Here is an 18700-nt window from a genome sequence, read left to right as displayed (position 1 = left end):
AACTATAGTTTCAGGTTTTAAATCAATTCAGGAACTGTTTTTTGCTGTGTCGTTCGCCCAGTATTTATCGTATGCTTCCTGTAGCCTTTTTTTGGAGAGCGGTTTACTTGTAAACTCCTGCACCCCCAGGTCCTGGAATTGCTTGAGGTCTTTTATATTTGTGTGAACGGCGAGTAAAAGAAAAACAGTCCGCATCTTTTCTATGAAGCCGTGCTCGTGCAGTTTTTCCATAAATTCCAACCCATCCATTTCCGGCATGTAGTGATCTAGGATGATCAGCTCCGGGCAAGTGTCGTGATCTTTGCCACAGTTCTCTACAATATATTTCAGTGCATCTTTCCCGTTGAGAAATACCTTTACGTGCCTGGCTATCTGCATTTCAGAGATTACCCGCTCATTCATGTAGTTGGCAGTCTGGTCATCGTCTATAATAAGTACTTCTCTTAGTTTGGAGCTCATAACTACATATTTAAGCGAATTTTTAATAACGCGGACGTTTAATGGAGGTTGTAAAACTTTCTGTGGGCATAGTTTAAACTATCGTTTGGCAAGGATATCAAAAGCTAAATTCAAAGATAAACTATAGTTGCTGGCTGTGGAAGTATCCAACTTTATGAAGGAGATCTGGTATAAGGCTTCTCCTTTTGTACTTATCAAGGCCTATAGCTGGCATTTAATAACAGATCAGCAAGCATTATAGTTTGAGAAATTATCCTAGTTTTATAGTTACACTGCTTGTGAAGTAAGCCACCAATTACCAAACCAATACAGAATGAAAGAAGCGGTTACAGCATCTAGGGAGAATGTTTTCTGTGGGTCAGGCAACATGGCTAGTGCTATGCGGGAATATGACTGGGAAAATTCAGCGCTGGGGCCTGTAGCTGCGTGGCCTGAAACGCTCAAAACTTCTGTACGCATCATGCTGGCATCTGCTTACCCCATGTTTGTGTGGTGGGGCCCTGACATGATCATGCTTTACAACGATGGCTATATGCCTGTGTTGGGAGTGAAGCACCCGAAAGCACTTGGGCAGCCTGCTAAGCTGGTTTGGCCAGAAATATGGAACAGGATAGGGCCGGTAATGGAGAATGTATTGCTGAACGGAGAAACTTACTTTGAGGAGCACAGCCTGTTTTATATTCAGCGGAAGCACTTTAAGGAAGAAACCTACTATACCTATTCTTATAGCCCCATACTCCAGGGCGATGGAACTATAGGTGGCATTTTCTGCGCTTGCTACGAAGATACGGCGCAGGTACTAAATAAAAGAAGACTCTCAGCCATTAGAAGTATTGCAGGGATTTCAACTGATCTTTCAGCAGAGGAAGCACGGCTACAGGTAAAGCAAATCCTCAGCCGCTATCCGGAAGATATATCCTTTGCGATGCTCTATACGGTTGAAGGGGAAGAGAAAACGCTAAGCTGCTTCACCGAACATGCCTTTACAGGTCCGTTAACTGATGACGAAAGCCTGATCGATGATTGCGTGTTTGATCTGAAGGAAAATGAAGACAGATTTCTACAGCCGGTCGTCATCCCTGAGAAGTTAAGAAATAAGTTAAGTACCCCGGAGCATGGCCTGCTTTCCCAGCAGGCTGTAGGAATACCTGTAGCCGATAATGGGCAGCAACTTTTAAGAGGATACCTGGTGATTGGTTTAAGCCCGGTACTTCCGTATGATGACGATTATCGTAATTTTCTGATGCTACTGTCGGCCCAGGTAAATAGCTTGATAACAACAATAAGGACTCTTGAGAAAGAACGCCTTTTGTCACGGAAACTCATTGAACTCGACAAATCCAAAACCACTTTCTTCCGGAATGTAAGCCACGAATTCAGGACGCCGCTAACACTGATCCTGGGACCTCTGGAAGTGCTTTTGAATAATCCGGACGAGCAGAAAGATGAGAATGTACTGATTCTTCAGATAATGCAACGCAATGCCATGCGACTGATGAAACAGGTCAATCACCTGCTCAACTTTTCGCATGTAGAGGATGGCAGGTACAATGCACGCTTTATACCTGTTAACCTCGATCAACTGACTTTAGAACTTGCCAGCACGTTTAAAACGGTGATGCAGCAGGGAGGCCTGGCCTATACGATCAACTGCCAGCCTTTATCTGGGCCAGTTCTGGTCGATCCGGATATGTGGGAAATGATTGTGCTGAACCTAATCTCCAACGCTTTTAAATATACCCTGACGGGTAGCATAACCGTAGCGCTGATAGAGAAGAGCGACACCGTAGAGCTACATGTTACAGACACAGGGATTGGAATTCCTGAGCATGATCTGCCCATGCTGTTCAAAAAATTCTACAGGGTAGAACAGAACCAGGGGCGCAATTTTGAGGGCTCCGGAATCGGGTTAGCACTGGTTTCTGATCTCGTAAAACTACATGAAGGCAGTGTACAGGTGCAGAGCAAGGTCGGCCAGGGAAGTCAGTTTATAGTTGCTATTCCCAAAGTAAACGAGCAGTTGTTGCCTGTTCCAACGGACAATGTAACCAGCCAGGAACTTAGGTATATAAGCACCAGTAAAAACTATGTGTCGGAAACCGAATCGTGGTTTGAGCCTATGCCGATGGAGCCTCCTGTAACTGAAGTTTTTAATCCGGATGATCAGAAAGTACTCAAACCAACTGTGTTGCTGGCAGATGATAACCCGGACATGCTGAACTATGTGAAACGGCTGCTGGATATAAACTATCATGTACTTACGGCAGGTAACGGGCAGGAAGCGTTGGAGCTCATACAGCTTCAGGCGCCGGATCTGATCCTTTCAGATGTAATGATGCCGTTTATGGACGGAGTTTCGTTGCTGCATACAGTCCGGAACATGCCGGCTCTCGCAACTATACCTTTTATTTTGCTATCAGCCAGGGCAGGAGAGGAAGATAAATTTAAGGGGCTGGATGTGGGTGCCGACGATTACCTTATAAAACCTTTCAGTGCCAGAGAACTGGTGGTAAGAATAAGCTCACAGATTCGGAATGCAACCTTACGAAATGAGTGGAAACTGAAAGAACAGCGTCTTATAGCGGAAACCAATCAAAGGAATGAACTGCTCGAGAATATTCTGAGCAGTATAAGTGATGCCTTTTACCATGTTACGCCGGATCTCGAATATACTTATGTCAATAACCGAGCAATTGAGATTACAGGCAAAACAAGGGAAGAGCATATTGGCAGAAAAGTGTTTGATGTGTATCCTTACCTTGCTGATACAGAATTGTACCAGAAGATACAGTTTGCACTGCAAACCATGCAGCCAGTAGCGACAGAGCACTATGATAAGGTATTGGATAAGTGGTTTGATTGCAGGCTTTACCCTGGTGTTAATGGCTCGTCGGCTTACTTTGCGGATATAACGGATCGTAAACTGGAAGAACAAGCCCGGAAAGAAACAGAAAAAAGATTTGCCGAAGTAGCCAATGCTGCACCTGTTCTGATCTGGATGTCGGGGCCAGATAAACTGGGCGATTTTTTTAACGACAGCTGGCTCCATTTCAGGGGCAGAACCATGGAAGAAGAGAAGGGCTACGGCTGGACAGAAGGCGTGCACCCGGATGATATGGAGATACTGCTGGATACCTATGCTAACGCTTTTGATGCCAAGCAGGTCTTCAGCATAGAGTACCGTTTGCTAAATAAAAACGGGGAGTACCGCTGGTTATTGAATAATGGTGTACCGAGGATAACCGAAGACGGACAATTGCTGGGTTATATTGGGGCCTGCACCGATATCACGGAGTTTAAGTGGGCCGCATCACTGATGAGCAAATACAACAGCGAACTGGAAAAACGAGTAACCTCCAGAACGGCAGCCTTACAACTGGCCAACGAACGGCTTATAGGTAAGATAGAAGAAAATAAACGCAAGAAAGAGGAATTGGTAAAGTCGCATGAGCAGCTGCATTTGCTTACTTCTCATTTGCAGGATCTCCGCGAAAATGAGCGCAAACTGATAGCACGCGAAATACACGACGAACTGGGACAAACACTTTCTGCTTTTAAGATTGAGATAATGCTGCTTTATGACCGTATTGCCGATAGCAGAAGCAAGTACAAACAGGTAATGCTGGAAAGCTTAGGAGGCATGGAGCAGGCCCTGAACGCATCCCTCGTATCACTCCGAAAGATCATATCGCAGCTTCGCCCTTCTATGTCCGATGACCTGGAACTGGTATACGAGATACAGCGTCTGGCTGCAGATATGGAAAAACGGACCGGCTTTTTCATTCATGTAAGGTCTGAAGTAGATAATATAGAACTGCCGCCCAACCTCGCCATTGAAGTGTACCGGATGATACAGGAATCTGTGACCAACATTATAAAACACGCGAAAGCAGAAAACGCCAGTATTGAGATTTCAAAAGAAAATGATAAATTCAGATTCCTGGTAGTAGATAATGGGATAGGTTTCGACGAAAATGCGCTTGATGGAAAACAGTCGTTCGGAATGCTTGGTATAAAAGAGCGTGCCCAGCATATACAGGCGCAACTGAACATAAAATCCAGCCCGGGAAGTGGAACTACGGTGGAGTTGCTTGTGGATGCAACTCTTAATAAAACGATATGAACATGATCAGAATTCTTATTGCAGACGATTTTGTGCTGATAAGGGAAGGCCTTAAAAAAGTAATTAAAAGAGAGCCGGATATGCGGGTAGTAGCCGAAGCCATCAACGGCGGTGAGGTAATACGATTGCTGCAAAAGAATGAAGTAGACATTGTCGTTCTGGATATCAGCATGCCTGTGCGGGACGGAATCGATGTACTGAAAGACATTAACAAGTATTACCCAACTATACCGGTGCTCATACTAACCATGCACTCCGAAAAAAAGTATGCCGTAAGGGCGTTAATGGCAGGTGCTGCAGGGTATTTAACTAAAGAGGGTGCCGCCCGTGAGCTTATTTTAGCAATCCGCAAAATTTACGAAGGAGGTAAGTACATATCTCCGGCACTGGCAGAATATTTAGTGGAAGCAGTGCGATCGGGGAGCAACCAGGACAAAAAACATGAGCTGTTGTCAGATAAAGAGTTTCAGATACTTTGTAAACTTGCAGCAGGCACAAGTGTAAAGAACGTTGCCGAGGAGCTGAATATTACGACCAGTACAGTACATACTTACAAAAACCGGATCTATAAAAAGATGGAGATCTCAACCATTCCGGAGCTTACCAAATACTGTATTACCCATCATTTACTTGAATAATCTCTTAACGTCCTAACACAGGCTGTTTATTTAGTTTAGAATATTATGGGTATTGTTATACGGTGTCATAAAATTTCCGGAAACAATACCTTGTATCTGCTACAGCATTTATTTACGGTTTAAATAGCCTGTGTGACCTCCTGCTACGTTCTTTGTTTAAGATATGAGTTGTGCATTCAGCAGCAATTCCTCATAATGTCCAGTCCGCCTTTTTAGTCAGAACTATAGGTTTAAGCCGGGGCTGGTTCGCTGCACAGCATAAATACACAAGTACATGACAGGAGATAAAATGATAAGGGCCGTAACTGACCTGGTGTTACTGGTTACTGAAACCGGGCATTACCAGGAGTTTGAAACCGGTCTTGTTGCTGATCTGGTAATGCATCACCAAAACAGGCCACACCTGCGCATGATGCTGCCTGAACCTATAGTTACCCAAGTGATGGAAACTGTAACTGCTGCCATACAAAAAGGGTCTGTACATGTGGCAAATTATGCGCTGGGTATAATTCCTAAAAAGCAATACTTCGAAGCGAAAGCCATACCATTGACAACTGCCTATGTGCTGCTGCAGATACAGAACGTGACCGTGCATGAAGAGAACAAGAAGGCACTAAAACGGCATAATGACCTGCTGCAAACCGTTATTGACAGTGTTCCTCCCGAGATCACTGCTTTTGATAACGCAGGCAACATTACGATCATAAACCAGGCAGCTCTGAGGAGTGATACGACTCACGGCGACCAAGCGGAGTCTGAAACTATAAACTTGAAGCAGGATGGTAAAACAGAGTTTAAAGAAGATGAATTGCCGTTGGTGAGGGCCTTCAGAGGAGAGACAGTTTATGACCAGATCGTTATTAAAAAAAGGGAGGCACACTATCTTAAAACTTACCTGGTGAACGCTATTCCGCTTAAAGATGAACAGGGAGATTTAAACGGAGTAGTGCTGACAGAACGTGATATTACGGAGCTGAAAACCGTGAGGGGTAAATTAAGCGCCAAAGCAAAAGACTTTGATATGTTTATGTACCGGGCCTCACACGACTTAAAGTCTCCGCTGGCAGCCATGGAAGGGGTACTTGATTTTGCCTTCCTTAAAACCCAAGATCCTGCAACCAGGTCATATCTTGAAATGATCAGGAAATCTCATAAACAGCTATCTACTTTGGTAAATGACCTGATCAGTTTAACGCGGATCTCCCAGAAACAAGTGGAGCATACAGCTATCTGCCTGCATTCATTAATTAGGGAGGTAGTAGAGGGTATACAACTCTTGCCTCAGGCAAAAGATATTATCATAAAGGTTTGCGGGCAAACAAAAACAACTATAACCGCAGATTTAGGACTGGTACGAGCCGTTTTACAGAACCTGATCTGCAATGCCGTATTGCACCATCACCCTGAAGGTGAAAACCGGTTTGTACTGATCGGCATACTGGACCAGCCTAATAAAGTAGTGCTGGAAGTTTCGGACAACGGGCCCGGCATAGCCAAAGGCATACAAGATAAAATTTACGACATGTTTTACCGGGGCAACATGCATGTACCCGGTTCCGGGCTTGGGTTATTTATTGTTAAACAGGCTCTGGAAAAATTACAGGCAACTATAGAATTGAATAGCGACGAATTATCGGGAACAACCTTTAGTGTTTTTATCCCTAAGAATTAACTATATGAACAAGCTAAACCAGGTTTTGATTGTGGATGATGATGAAGTGAATAACCTCTTCTGCAAGATCGTTATAGAACATGCAGGCATTTCAGGAGATGTGCACTATTGCATGAGTGGCCCTGAGGCGCTCGACTACCTGACAGCCTGTATCAACAGCAACTCCATGGTTCCGGACCTGATCTTACTGGATATTAACATGCCTTTTATGGATGGTTTTCATTTCCTGAACCTGTATCATGAACTGGGCTTTCACGAGAAGTTACCATCTAAAATATCCATGCTGTCGTCGTCAGATATTGAAGCCGATATAAAAGCTGCCCTGCAATATGAAAGTGTCATTGATTATGTTACAAAGCCACTGTCAGAGGAAGCATTGAACAGGCTGGTGTATAAACTGAATAATCCTTCTACAGACCGAAGCTATGGTTAGCTGCCTGCTTTAGACATTCTCCTTGCCCGGCTCATGTACGTCTGATTCCTCAACTGCATGTTCTTCCATTTTCTCTTCGGCCCAGGCCTTGTCTTCTTCATCAGCAACCAGGCCTTCCTGGTCAGCGCCATATGGTTCGTCATAGCTAAGCGCTACCAGCATCGGGAAATGGTCTGACCCAAAGTATGGTAGCCTCTTGATATGGGCCAGCGTAAAGTGTTCGCTATGGAAGAGGTGGTCCAGGGGCCAGCGGGCAAACCAGAACTCAGCATGGAAAGTGTTAAACATGCCCCTTCCGATGCGTGGGTCCAGCAGGCCGCTTATCTTCCGGAACAGACGGGTTGTAGCAGACCAGGCCACATCATTCAGGTCGCCGGTAACTATAATAGGGCAGGCCTCATCCGAAACACTTTTTGCCACAACCAGTAGTTCGGCATCACGCTCCGAAGAGGCAGGATTTTCAGTTGGGCTGGGCGGGGCAGGATGCAAAAAATGAACACGCACCCGAACACCCGACCGCAGTACAACCAGCGCATGCATAGAAGGCACATCCGGCTCCACCAGATATTGAATAGCGGTATCCTCTAAGGCAAGCCGCGAGTACACATGCATTCCGTAGCGGTTATCAAGCGGGCACTTTAAGGTGTGGATATAATCTGTTTCTAACTCGCATAGTTTTTCTTCCCACCAGCGGTCTGTTTCAAGGGCTACCAGCACATCGGGTTGGTGTTTGGCTACCAGGTCTAGGAGTCCTTTATAGTTCTGGTTAGTAGTAAGCACGTTTGCCGTCAGGAAGGTAATCTTGTTTTTAGGATCGTTGTGCCTGGAGGCTTTAACTTCAACAGGAAAAAGCTTGGTAAAAGGCAATATCCAGCTACCATGAAAACAGAATGCCCCGAAAGCTATAGTTGTAACGATCCACGAGTCATAGTCGGAGAAATCGAGAAAGATGATTTCAGCCAGTAGCAGTAGCAAAGCCAGGATCATAAACTGTAACCTCGGGAAATCGAATCCGCGAACCCACCAGGCGCTATAGCGCCACAACGGCAGCACCGTAACAAAGGCAAGAAAGTAGGTGAGCGCTATCAGTATTTTATAAGCCATCCGCCACTGTTTTCATAAAGGTATTTCAGCTAAACCGTTGCCAGTAAAAGATGATACGTTATAACTCTAGCAGGGGAGATTTATAGTTGGATTTAGATAAAAGGAAGCCTGTTAGTTGTTGAATACATGGTAGTTGTATGGATGATTTATGATGTAGGCCGGCGATTGTAGCTATTTAGTAAGTAACCGTGTTTCTTAAGAATTGCCCATTGGAACCCAGGGCGTTTTCATTCTGACAACATTATTTAATAAGCCGCCCTCGCTCGCCTCTGGCGAGTGTGAGCTACCAGCGGACTCTGGCCGCTTTAATTTATAGTTTATAGTTACAACTATAGTTTAAAACCTGGTAATAACGTGGCGGGACGCCATATGATAACTCACACTCGCGGGACGCGAGCGAGGGCAAAGAAAGTTATTTCAGAATGATAAAAAGAAAGTTATTTCAGAATGATAAAAAGGAGAATGAAACGGCGATACAAACCAGGATATAATCTTCTCGTGAATTTAAGTTGAGTTTGTAGCTCGATTTAATCAAAGAACCAATTATAGTTTATTACATGCACCGATATTCGATATGTATAGAACCTGTTCAGGAAAAGCCTACTATTCAGGTTTGTCATCCATAACAATGCCTTTAAGCATATGAGCCAGGATGGGTGCACATTTTTCGTGGCAGGAAGGATAAAAGTGGCCATGTTTCCAGGAGGCGGATTTAGGCGATAAGCCCCACCAGAACTCAGCAAGTGCTATGGGTGTCATGCCATGTAGGAAAGCGTAATGCAGAAGCTTGGGAGCAGCACATTCACCGGCCCCGGCAGGAGGGTTATTATTTGTTGATTTCTGAAAGATGTCGCGTAAACTTTTTTCTTCGCCTGCCTGGTTCAGGAATTGAAACTGGTCAAACAGTTTGCCCTGCAAGGCTATAGAGTTTGTCCTTCTTACTTCCTGCAGACGCGCGATTTCAGTAGTGTTTTCAGCCATTTCCATTTCGGTAAGCTTCTTAATCTGCTGGTTTATGCGCGTCAGTTCCTGCATACCAATGTTCAGGAAACTTCCTGCTGTCAGGCTATCGAACACAGGCGGCACAAACCCGGCATGATGAAACCCACCAGCCAGTTTACCCGAAAACGCAGACAGAAAACCCAACTCGTTATGTACTGTTCTTACAACCAGCACGCCAAACATTTTCCCAATAACTGTTCCTTCCTGGTCCTCTGTTAAACCGAAGTTATGCTGCCAGTCTTTCTGCTTTACTAAGTAATACTGTAGCTTTTCAGCAGCACGCACACTAAGAGCATGAGGCGTATAGTTGAAAGGATAGGTAAACTTTTCAGGTAAGGTATCAGTCGCTATTGGATCATCAAAAGGAGTGAAGCAGGCGTTGGGGTAAGCTAAACGGTTTGACAAAATGTGGGGTATTAAACTATAGTTTGGCAAAATTAACAACAGAAGCCATCATTCGTTCATTTTTCTGAAAAGCATTTTAAAAGGAGCTCAGAATTAGTTTCACCAATTTGTCATCCTGAAAGGATCTTGGTGACTTATAGTTGTGGCTTTAACTTCCTTCTAACAAGTTTTATTCTTTACTTAATATTGCTTTGTATCTGTACTGATAGCAACTATAGTAGCCGATAAGAAGAAAGGAGGACGTTGCTCATGCTAAGATTAAAAAACGGCAGCTATAGATAGCAAAAAGAGCAACCCCACGCTAACCAGGCAGGATTGCTCTCTGATATTATAGTTATCTATAGTTGCTGAAACTATAGTTTACAAGCTTTTTTCGGCTGGAGATTTCTTGAACAGCCTACGAGCAAGCGTAACTACTTTTTCGATCAGGAAGCCCAGGATCAAACCGCTAATGGCGCAAACCAATGCTTTTACAAACCACGCCAACGCAGGAATATCTGACAGTGAATGCTCCAGTTTATCGAGTGCGTGACTTGTGAACGGAATACCGTGCGCAATAATTTCGGCCCCAACCCACAGCATGGCAGCCGTACCAACATAGCTCAGGATCTTTAAAAACGTAGGCATAAATTTTACAATACCTACTCCTAACTTCCGAACCTGCGGGCTGTTGTTAGCTTTTGCCAGGTGCACTCCAAAATCATCTGCCTTTACGATCAGCCCTACAAAACCATATACCGCTATCGTTATAAAAATCCCAACGGCCAGCATTACGGCTATCTGCATAACCAGGGGTTTATCTGCAACAGTAGCATAGGTTATAGCCACTATCTCAGCAGAAAGGATAAGGTCGGTGCGAACAGCGCCTGACACCCGTTCTTTTTCCAGTTCCTGCGGTGTGATCACTTCCATTTCATCTTCTGTACTCTCGCAGGCTTCAGCGTGCTTACCGAACATGGAGTGTACCTTCTCGTAGCCTTCGAAACACAGAAAAGCACCACCAACCATTAAGATCGGCGGAATGGCCCATGGCGCAAAAAAACCTAACACCAGCGCAGCGGGGCTTAAGAGCAACAGTTTGTTGATCAGTGATTTCTTGGCGATCTGGTAAATGATGGAAAGCTCGCGGGACGGGTCCAGGCCAACTACATACTTAGGTGTTACGGCGGTATCATCTATCACAATACCGGAAACCTTGCTGGTGGTTTTTGCTACCTGCGTAGGTACATCATCCAAACTCGCCGCACTCACTTTCACAAGGGCAGCCACATCATCTAATAAGGCAAGAAGTCCTGAAGCCATTTTATAGTTTTAAGCTTTAATTTATAGGTTACTGTTCAATGCTTTTTTAAGGAAAGGCGCCGTCTTACTTTGTTTTGACCTTGCCACCTGAGCAGGCGTACCTGCTGCTACTATTTTACCGCCTTCCTCACCGGCTCCCGGGCCAATATCTATCACCCAGTCGCTGGCGGCTACTACGCGCATGGTATGCTCTACCACGATAACCGTGTTGCCGGCTTCTACTAAATTATCCAGTTGCACTAGCAGCTTTTCTACATCGGCAGGGTGCAACCCGGTAGTTGGTTCATCCAGAATGTAAAGTGAATTTCCCCGTTGTGCTTTCTGTAATTCGGTCGCCAGTTTAATGCGCTGGGCCTCCCCACCTGATAACTCTGTAGCCGGTTGACCCAGCCGCAGATAACCCAACCCAACTTCGCGTAGAACTGTCAGTGCACGTTGTAAATTAGGCTCTTCATCAAAGAATTCCGAAGCAGCGTCTACGGTCATGTCCAGCACATCGGCTACGTTCTTGTCGCGGTAGGTTACCTCTAATGTTTTAGCGTTGTAGCGGGCACCCTGGCAAACCGGGCAAGGCGCATACACGCTTGGCAAAAAGAGAAGCTCCACCATTACAAAGCCTTCACCCTGGCAGTTCTCGCAACGGCCTTTCGCTACGTTAAACGAAAACCTTCCGGCATCATACTTCCGGGCCCGGGCCATGGGCGTTGCGGCGAACAATTTACGAACATTATCAAATAAACCGGTATAAGTAGCCAGATTTGAGCGCGGGGTGCGGCCAATAGGTTTCTGATCTACCCGCACCAACCGTTTTATAGTTTCCATACCAGCCGTGATCTGTCCGCCTGATTCAGGTAATATCACTCTTTCCAGTTCTTCACCTTCGTCTTCTTCTGCTGGTATGTCGTGGCCCAGATGCTGCGCTACCAATTCCACCAATACCTGGCTAACCAGACTCGATTTACCAGATCCCGATACACCGGTAACTGTTGTGAAAACCCCCAGCGGAAATTCGGCATCGAGGTTGTTAAGGTTATTTCTCGTAACACCACTTAGTTTTAGCCAGCCTGTAGGCGTGCGTGGTTTTTGTTCATGAATTGCCGCTGTACCGGAAAGATAAGCTGCTGTTTTTGAGTTTTGTACCTGGTGCAGGTTTTCAGGTGGTCCGCTATACAGTATCTCACCGCCTTTTTGCCCGGCATCCGGGCCAACATCCACCAGCCAGTCTGCATGCCGGATCACGTCGAGGTTATGCTCTACAATAAACAGGGAGTTACCGGCTTTCTTTAACCCCTCCAGCGCGGTAAGCAATGCTAAGGTATCAGAAGGATGCAGTCCTGCGGAAGGCTCATCGAGCACATAGACCACCCCAAAAAGATGGGAGTGAAGCTGTGTGGCCAAGCGCAAGCGCTGCAGTTCTCCGGGCGATAAGGTTGGGGTGCTGCGTTCGAGTGACAAATATCCCAGGCCAAGATCGAGCAAAACTTTTATTCGGGCCACCAGGTCTGAGGCAATGCGCTGCGCCACTATAGTTTGTTCAGGGTGTTCGGCTTCCTGTTTTTTGTGAATGGTATTAGTTCCTGAAGCGTAAGGTTGTAATATAGTTGCCAGTCGTTTAAGCGGTAACCTGGATAACTCTGTAATGTCATAGCCAGCAAACTTAACCGAAAGCGATTCTGGCCTTAGTCTTTTTCCCTTGCAATTAGGACAGTCGGTACTGAGCATGTATTGCATCACCCGCTTTTTCATGAGCGGGCTGTTAGTATTGGCAAACGTATGAAACACATGCCGCCTTGCACTGGAAAAGGTGCCCATATAGTTAGGTTCCTCTTTGCGTTTAAGGGCACGCTGCGTTTGCTCAGGCGTATAGCCAGGGTAAACCGGAACTACAGGCTGCTCATCTGTAAACAAGATCCAGTCGCGCTCTTTTTTGGGCAATTCCCGCCACGGTTTGTCTACATCAATTCCTAAAGTTACCAATATGTCGCGCTGGTTTTGCCCACCCCATGCGGTTGGCCATGCTGCAATGGCCCGTTCCCGTATAGTTAAGGAATCATCCGGCACCATAGACTTTTCAGTAACATCATAAATGCGCCCCAAGCCATGACAAACCGGGCAGGCACCCTCAGCAGTGTTAGGCGAGAAAGCCTCGGCATAAATGATAGACTGTCCTGGAGGGTAATCGCCGGCACGTGAATATAACATACGCACCAGGTTAGAGAGCGTGGTTACACTACCAACCGATGATCGGGTTGTGGGTGTGCCTCGTTGCTGTTGCAGCGCAACGGCAGGTGGCAGGCCGTCAATAGAGTCCACTTCCGGCACAGCCATCTGGTGAAACAGGCGTCGGGCATAAGGCGAAACAGATTCCAGGTAACGACGCTGTGCTTCGGCGTATAAAGTGCCAAATGCCAGCGAAGATTTCCCCGAACCAGACACTCCTGTAAATACCACCATGGCATCGCGTGGTATAGTAAGGTCTATGTTTTTGAGGTTATGCTCCCGTGCGCCTTTCACGGTTACAAAACCGGTAAAGTTTTTACCCAACGCTTTATCTGTTTCTTTCGCCATGCAGTAATCTGGTATAGATTGTAAAATCCTTCGCTTTATATTCCGTCTGTTTACTGGCTAAAGTACGAGTTCGTTACTATAAACTGGTTATAAGTATTGTTGAGGGTTTGTAAGGATAATGGATTTGTAGGGTTGCTGATAAACTAGGAGTGATCTTGAGGAAACTGGTATGCCCAATAGTATCGGTCTGTCATTTCGAACGAAGTGAGAAATCTATTTCGACTTATAGTTTGATCCTCTGCCATCCGAACCAAGCCTTCCTTTCAAATTTCCTATCATCCTGGGAGCTCTACTTGCCTATCGTTTCAATCTGGCATTGGTGCCCTCACGGCCGGGAGGCCCCGTCTTCGGGCATCGCGCTGCGCGAATCTCTTTTGCTCATGCCTCGCAATGGCTGCGCCACCAGATATTCACAAGGCGCTCAACCCAAAGACTGTGATCAGTTCGATAGTTATAGTTTGCGCTGTAGTTTGATCCTGCTCGCTTCGAGTTTTATCGTGGTGTTAGTTTCGAAGGGACAGGTAAACCTGTCCCTGCTCACATGCTGTAACTGTAGAACTATATTTCAAAAATTGGTAAAAGTAGAATTGTCCCCTTGAGGGGACTATAGGGGTGTTGAAACAGAAACTATAGAACTATACCTCTAACTGAAACAACAGCTGAGATTCCCCTCTCGGGAGGGGCAGGGGTGGGTTAAAACGACAACTATAGAACTATTGCTCTAACTATAGAAAAGCAGAAAGCTCCCCGCCTTAGACAAGGAGGGGATAAAGGGGTGGTTGGATAAACGTTACCTATGAAACTATAGCAACAGCCTTTGCCATGCCTGTCCCTGCCGGGGCAGTTGAGTTACAAACTCAACACCATAGTAAACCACAAGTTGAAAACTTGCGGCAGCGAAGAAGCTATAACTATAAAACATTTACCCCAGCTATAGCATAAACCCCAATCCTGCTAATCCTTTAATCCAGTAAATCCTGATTCAGAAAATTTCTATACCTGTCACGCAAGTTGAGTCTGGGGACTCGCACCAGAAATACAAACCATAGCAAATGCAGAAATGTAGCTAAACTATAAAGCAAGCTGCTAGTTATAAGCGTGGAGATAGTTACCTTATCCATTTTGTAAGCGAAACAACAAATAGCTCCTGCAACTATAATTGCGTATCAGAAAAACATAGATTTACCAAAAGAAAAGCGTATCAACTATGCAGAAAAGAAGATTAGGAAACACTGACTTATACACCTCACCCATCGTTTTCGGGGGAAATGTCCTTGGCTGGACCTTGAATGAGAAAGAGTCCTTCGCGATACTGGACGAATTTGTTGACCTCGGTTTTAACACGATAGATACAGCAGATGCTTACTCTACGTGGGCGGAAGGCAATCAGGGAGGCGAGTCGGAAACGATCATCGGGAAGTGGATGAAAGCCAGGGGGAATCAGGAGGCTGTTACTGTGATTACCAAGGTAGGCTCCGACATGGGACAGGGCCACAAAGACATTTCTGAAAAGTATATTCTGAAAGCGGCTGAAGATTCACTAAAACGCCTTCAGGTAGAACAGATATATCTTTATTTAACACACTGGGATGATGATAAAACACCAGTGGAAGAAACGCTGGGAGCTTATCAGAAACTGATCGAGGCAGGTAAGGTAAAATACATTGGTGCCTCCAATCTTTCGCCGGAGCGCTTAAAGGCATCTTTAGAAGCGAGTAAAAAGCACGGGTTGCCACGATACGAAGTGTTTCAGCCGGAATATAATTTGTATAACAGGCAGGCATTTGAAGAAGGAGTTGGAAAGATTTGTAAAGCAGAAGGATTAGGCGTGATAACCTATTACTCGCTGTCCAGCGGCTTCCTGACGGGTAAGTACAGAACAGAAGCTGATTTTGGTAAAAGCGTACGAGGTGGTAGCATGCAAAAGTACCTGAACGAAAGAGGAAAGCGTATTTTAGCGGCATTGGATACGATAGCAGATAAGCACAGCATTTCGCAAGCAGGTGTAGCGCTTGCCTGGCTCGTAAATAACCCTGATGTGACGGCCCCAATTGCCAGTGCTACCAAAAGTAAACACCTGCAGGCCTTCGCAGAAGCTACCCAGGTTAACCTGACCCAGGAAGACATGAAGTTGCTGGACCAGGAATCATCCTAAGAAAAAATAGAAAACCGTAAATAAACCGATATGCTGGATATAGTTATTGAAGCCCGAAAAGCAGCGATTGCACCGGGCATGGATGTGCGCCGGATTCTTCCTTTTCGTCTGCGCAGAATGGTAGGTCCCTTTATTTTTATGGATCATGCCGGCCCCGTTGATGTCGCTCCCGAACTGACGCATTCGATGGATGTGCTGCCGCATCCGCATATCGGTTTATCTACAGTTAGCTACTTGTTTGGCGGACAGGTGACCCACCGCGACAGTCTCGGTGTGGAGCAGATCATTCGTCCCGGCGAAGTAAACTGGATGACGGCTGGCAGCGGTATTTCACACTCCGAACGTTTTGAAGACCCAAGTGCACTGGCCGGAGGTAACCTGGAAATGATACAAACCTGGGTGGCTTTACCGGAGAAAGATGAAGAAGACGCCCCCGCCTTTACCAACTATAAACCCGAACAACTCCCGATTTATACCGACACCGGCGTTTGGATGCGTTTGATCGCCGGAGATGCCTACGGCCTGCGAAATGATGTGAAAACGCATTCGCCGCTGTTTTACCTGCATGTGGTACTACAGAAAGATGCGCGTATCAGCCTACCAAAAGAACACAGCGAGCGCGGAATTTATGTGGCTAAAGGCATTATAGAGGTAGCTGGCCGTGCCTACACGGTGGGGCAGATGCTGGTATTTAATAAAACCGCAGAGCCGGTTATAGTTGCCAAAGAGCCGACCACGCTGATGTTGCTGGGTGGCGAGCCGCTGGGCGAACGCTACATCTGGTGGAATTTTGTGTCGTCGAGGAAAGAGCGCATAGAGCAGGCCAAAGCCGACTGGAAAGCCGGCCGTATAATTTTACCGCCTAACGATAACGCTGAGTTTGTACCACTCCCTGAAGACAAGTCCAGGCCGGCAGGCAATCCGGCACCGCAAGCCCTTTCCTGATGTCGCGCAAACTATAGTATCAGAGATTATAACTATAGTTTATAGTTGGAGATTACTGCTTGCATTTCCTGAAGGAACAGGTGCATGTGAAAACCATCGGCCAGGGCGTGGTGAAGGGCAATACTCATCGGCAGCATTACTTTATCCTGCTGAAACTCTAAACGGCCATATCCGATCCTTGGCACGCCCGTTTCTTCGTGGGTCAACGAGAAAGCGTGCTCCATCCCTTTGTATGTAAACCAGGGCAGGGTAGTCATGTGCAGCAGGTCATTGCCTTGGTAACCGTTAAACAATTTGCGGCTCTTTTTAACCTCACCTATAATTTCGGCTCCTTCGCGGCAGAAGTCTTCTAACGTTTCGCGGTAGGGGAAGTGCGTAAAGGCAATGTTGTTGTCATCTTTTAGCACGGTCGACGAAAGGTCGAGGCCGTTATATTTTACTACCTGTTCGTTTTCTATCCGGTAGCAAAAGTTCTCGGTAGCCCGGGCTGCCAGCAATGTTACATACATGTAAGCAAGAGATATGGATAAGCTGTTTGTTTTGCAGTACCGGTAAAGCGGCGTAATGTCTGCTTCAGTGTGTACGTTAAAGAAAGGCTGTTTAAAAGTGCTGAAAAAGCGAAATGTTTCTTCCCGGTCCCAACCCTCCAAAGGTATAATTTCCTTGCTGTATTTAGATTCCATAAGTATGCTGTACCTGTTTTATTGTTTGATGAACAGGCACCATTTGATGTTGCAAAAGTAGGGGAGTGATCTGAATATGCGAAGGATTATCGGAAGCTTTTGGGAAGTCAACAGCTTTGGTAATCATGCTTGATTAACTTTCATTAACAATAATGATCAGATAAAGACCTATTATCCAGTCGTATCCAGTCGATAATTCTTTAGTTTTAAAAGAATGTGACACCAAATTTATCTGACAGCAGGCTATTTAAATCCTTTAGGTCCGCCATTAAATTCAGATGGTCTTGTGTTAAGGAAGATTCATACTGTCTGTTTTGAAACAACTTGTTCAATTCGACCATTTTAAAGTAGAATGATTGGGATTTCAGTTCAAGCTGTAGAAGTGCCAGCTGTTTTTCTATTGTGTCCTTTTTCTGTTTAACGACATTGACTATTTCAACAGCCGAATCAAAAGCTATTTCATTTTGTTCGACTGCTTTTAAAAGTTCGCACTCGTATTTGGCACAATGTTTCGGTCTGTTGGCATATATCGTACAGCCGTCGCAATACTTCTTGCAGGGCTGAAGAAAAAAACCTTCACCGTTTGTATTCTCAATATCCAGCAATTCTCTCAATGCAGGTAATTCTTCACTACCAAGCTGTACAAATCCAATTAAGGTACCGGTACAACATAACCCACAAGCCAAACATATATTTGTTGAATCAGTCACGCTTTTTTGAATTAAGATACTTCTTTATTGTCTTTTGAAGTACCATGTTTAATTGGTACTACCGGTTAGTACATAAGGTTGACGAGGCGTAGCCGAAGTATAACCTATGTGCAGGGTTAACGGTCGTTTGTTTTGTTAAATTCCATTATGGCAGAATAAGCTAATTTACATAATTCACCACCTATGTGTCTTTCAAGATATTTTTATCTAATCCATAATATTGGATATCCCTGCCTAAATCGTTTAAATATAATTTCCCTTTTTCCTTATAGTCAACTAATTCTGAATTATTCAACTCAATAAATCTATTATACCCAAAGGCAGAATAACTACAATTTACATCAAGAAAATAACTATTGTTTTGTTGGAGTAAAAACCAGAATTGAGGCTCGAAATCTATTACTTTCATAATTCCTGAATGTTATTTCTCGACAAGTATGATTTTAATTAAAAAACCGCTGACTACGGTATAATAGTAAACCTACTCTTATCTGCTCTATG

Annotated in this window: 14 protein-coding genes; 6 read left to right on the top strand and 8 right to left on the bottom strand. The window is 45.2% G+C overall.

Features of this window, described 5'->3' with window-relative positions; genetic code table 11:
* Window positions 1-27: 27 nt before the first annotated feature.
* Window positions 28-459: a response regulator gene (locus tag KYK27_RS08415; RefSeq protein ID WP_199109592.1), complete on the bottom strand. Its 432-nt coding sequence runs from the start codon at window positions 457-459 to the stop codon at window positions 28-30.
* 313 nt (window positions 460-772) lie between these two features.
* Between KYK27_RS08415 and KYK27_RS08410 the strand changes: the two genes are divergently transcribed.
* The 4 genes from KYK27_RS08410 (at window position 773) to KYK27_RS08395 (ending at window position 7325) form a co-directional block, all read left to right on the top strand.
* The gene (locus KYK27_RS08410) at window positions 773-4582 is read left to right on the top strand and encodes an ATP-binding protein (RefSeq protein WP_199109591.1); all 3810 of its coding nucleotides are present in this window, start codon (window positions 773-775) and stop codon (window positions 4580-4582) included.
* 2 nt (window positions 4583-4584) lie between these two features.
* On the top strand, window positions 4585-5220 hold the full coding sequence (locus KYK27_RS08405; RefSeq protein WP_199109590.1) for a response regulator transcription factor: 636 nt from the start codon (window positions 4585-4587) through the stop codon (window positions 5218-5220).
* A 274-nt stretch (window positions 5221-5494) separates the two neighbouring features.
* Window positions 5495-6892, top strand: a complete 1398-nt coding sequence (locus tag KYK27_RS08400) for a sensor histidine kinase (protein ID WP_199109589.1) — start codon at window positions 5495-5497, stop codon at window positions 6890-6892.
* A gap of 4 nt (window positions 6893-6896) precedes the next feature.
* A complete protein-coding gene (locus tag KYK27_RS08395) occupies window positions 6897-7325 on the top strand; it encodes a response regulator (protein ID WP_199109588.1) in 429 nt (142 codons plus the stop codon).
* 9 nt (window positions 7326-7334) lie between these two features.
* Here the strand turns inward: KYK27_RS08395 and KYK27_RS08390 are convergent, their stop codons facing one another.
* From KYK27_RS08390 to uvrA, 4 genes are all read right to left on the bottom strand, one after another.
* Entirely contained in the window at window positions 7335-8429 is a 1095-nt protein-coding gene (locus KYK27_RS08390) for an endonuclease/exonuclease/phosphatase family protein (protein WP_199109587.1), read from the bottom strand.
* Window positions 8430-9032: 603 nt separating this feature from the next.
* Window positions 9033-9836, bottom strand: coding sequence for a pseudouridylate synthase (locus KYK27_RS08385; protein ID WP_233150340.1), 804 nt, complete (start codon window positions 9834-9836; stop codon window positions 9033-9035).
* A 360-nt stretch (window positions 9837-10196) separates the two neighbouring features.
* Window positions 10197-11138 (bottom strand): DUF808 domain-containing protein, encoded by a 942-nt coding sequence (locus KYK27_RS08380; protein WP_199109586.1) that lies wholly within the window; start codon window positions 11136-11138, stop codon window positions 10197-10199.
* Between the two features lie 21 nt (window positions 11139-11159).
* Window positions 11160-13706 carry an excinuclease ABC subunit UvrA gene (gene uvrA, locus KYK27_RS08375; RefSeq protein ID WP_199109585.1) on the bottom strand — a complete coding sequence of 849 codons (2547 nt, stop codon included), beginning with the start codon at window positions 13704-13706 and terminating at the stop codon, window positions 11160-11162.
* A 1207-nt stretch (window positions 13707-14913) separates the two neighbouring features.
* Between uvrA and KYK27_RS08370 the strand changes: the two genes are divergently transcribed.
* Window positions 14914-15861: an aldo/keto reductase gene (locus KYK27_RS08370; protein WP_199109584.1), complete on the top strand. Its 948-nt coding sequence runs from the start codon at window positions 14914-14916 to the stop codon at window positions 15859-15861.
* 30 nt (window positions 15862-15891) lie between these two features.
* Window positions 15892-16806: a pirin family protein gene (locus tag KYK27_RS08365; RefSeq protein ID WP_199109583.1), complete on the top strand. Its 915-nt coding sequence runs from the start codon at window positions 15892-15894 to the stop codon at window positions 16804-16806.
* 32 nt (window positions 16807-16838) lie between these two features.
* Here KYK27_RS08365 and KYK27_RS08360 read toward each other — a convergent pair whose 3' ends face one another.
* The 3 genes from KYK27_RS08360 to KYK27_RS08350 form a co-directional block, all read right to left on the bottom strand.
* Window positions 16839-17489 carry a CatA-like O-acetyltransferase gene (locus KYK27_RS08360; protein WP_199109582.1) on the bottom strand — a complete coding sequence of 217 codons (651 nt, stop codon included), beginning with the start codon at window positions 17487-17489 and terminating at the stop codon, window positions 16839-16841.
* A gap of 206 nt (window positions 17490-17695) precedes the next feature.
* Window positions 17696-18199, bottom strand: coding sequence for a YkgJ family cysteine cluster protein (locus KYK27_RS08355; RefSeq protein ID WP_199109581.1), 504 nt, complete (start codon window positions 18197-18199; stop codon window positions 17696-17698).
* A 181-nt stretch (window positions 18200-18380) separates the two neighbouring features.
* Window positions 18381-18608 carry a hypothetical protein gene (locus KYK27_RS08350; RefSeq protein WP_199109580.1) on the bottom strand — a complete coding sequence of 76 codons (228 nt, stop codon included), beginning with the start codon at window positions 18606-18608 and terminating at the stop codon, window positions 18381-18383.
* Window positions 18609-18700: the final 92 nt, after the last annotated feature.

This window comes from Pontibacter populi (assembly GCF_019336435.1).
Classification (GTDB): Bacteria; Bacteroidota; Bacteroidia; order Cytophagales; family Hymenobacteraceae; genus Pontibacter; species Pontibacter humidus.
Note: the sequence above shows the minus strand (reverse complement) of the source record. Positions and strands in the feature narration are given on the sequence as shown.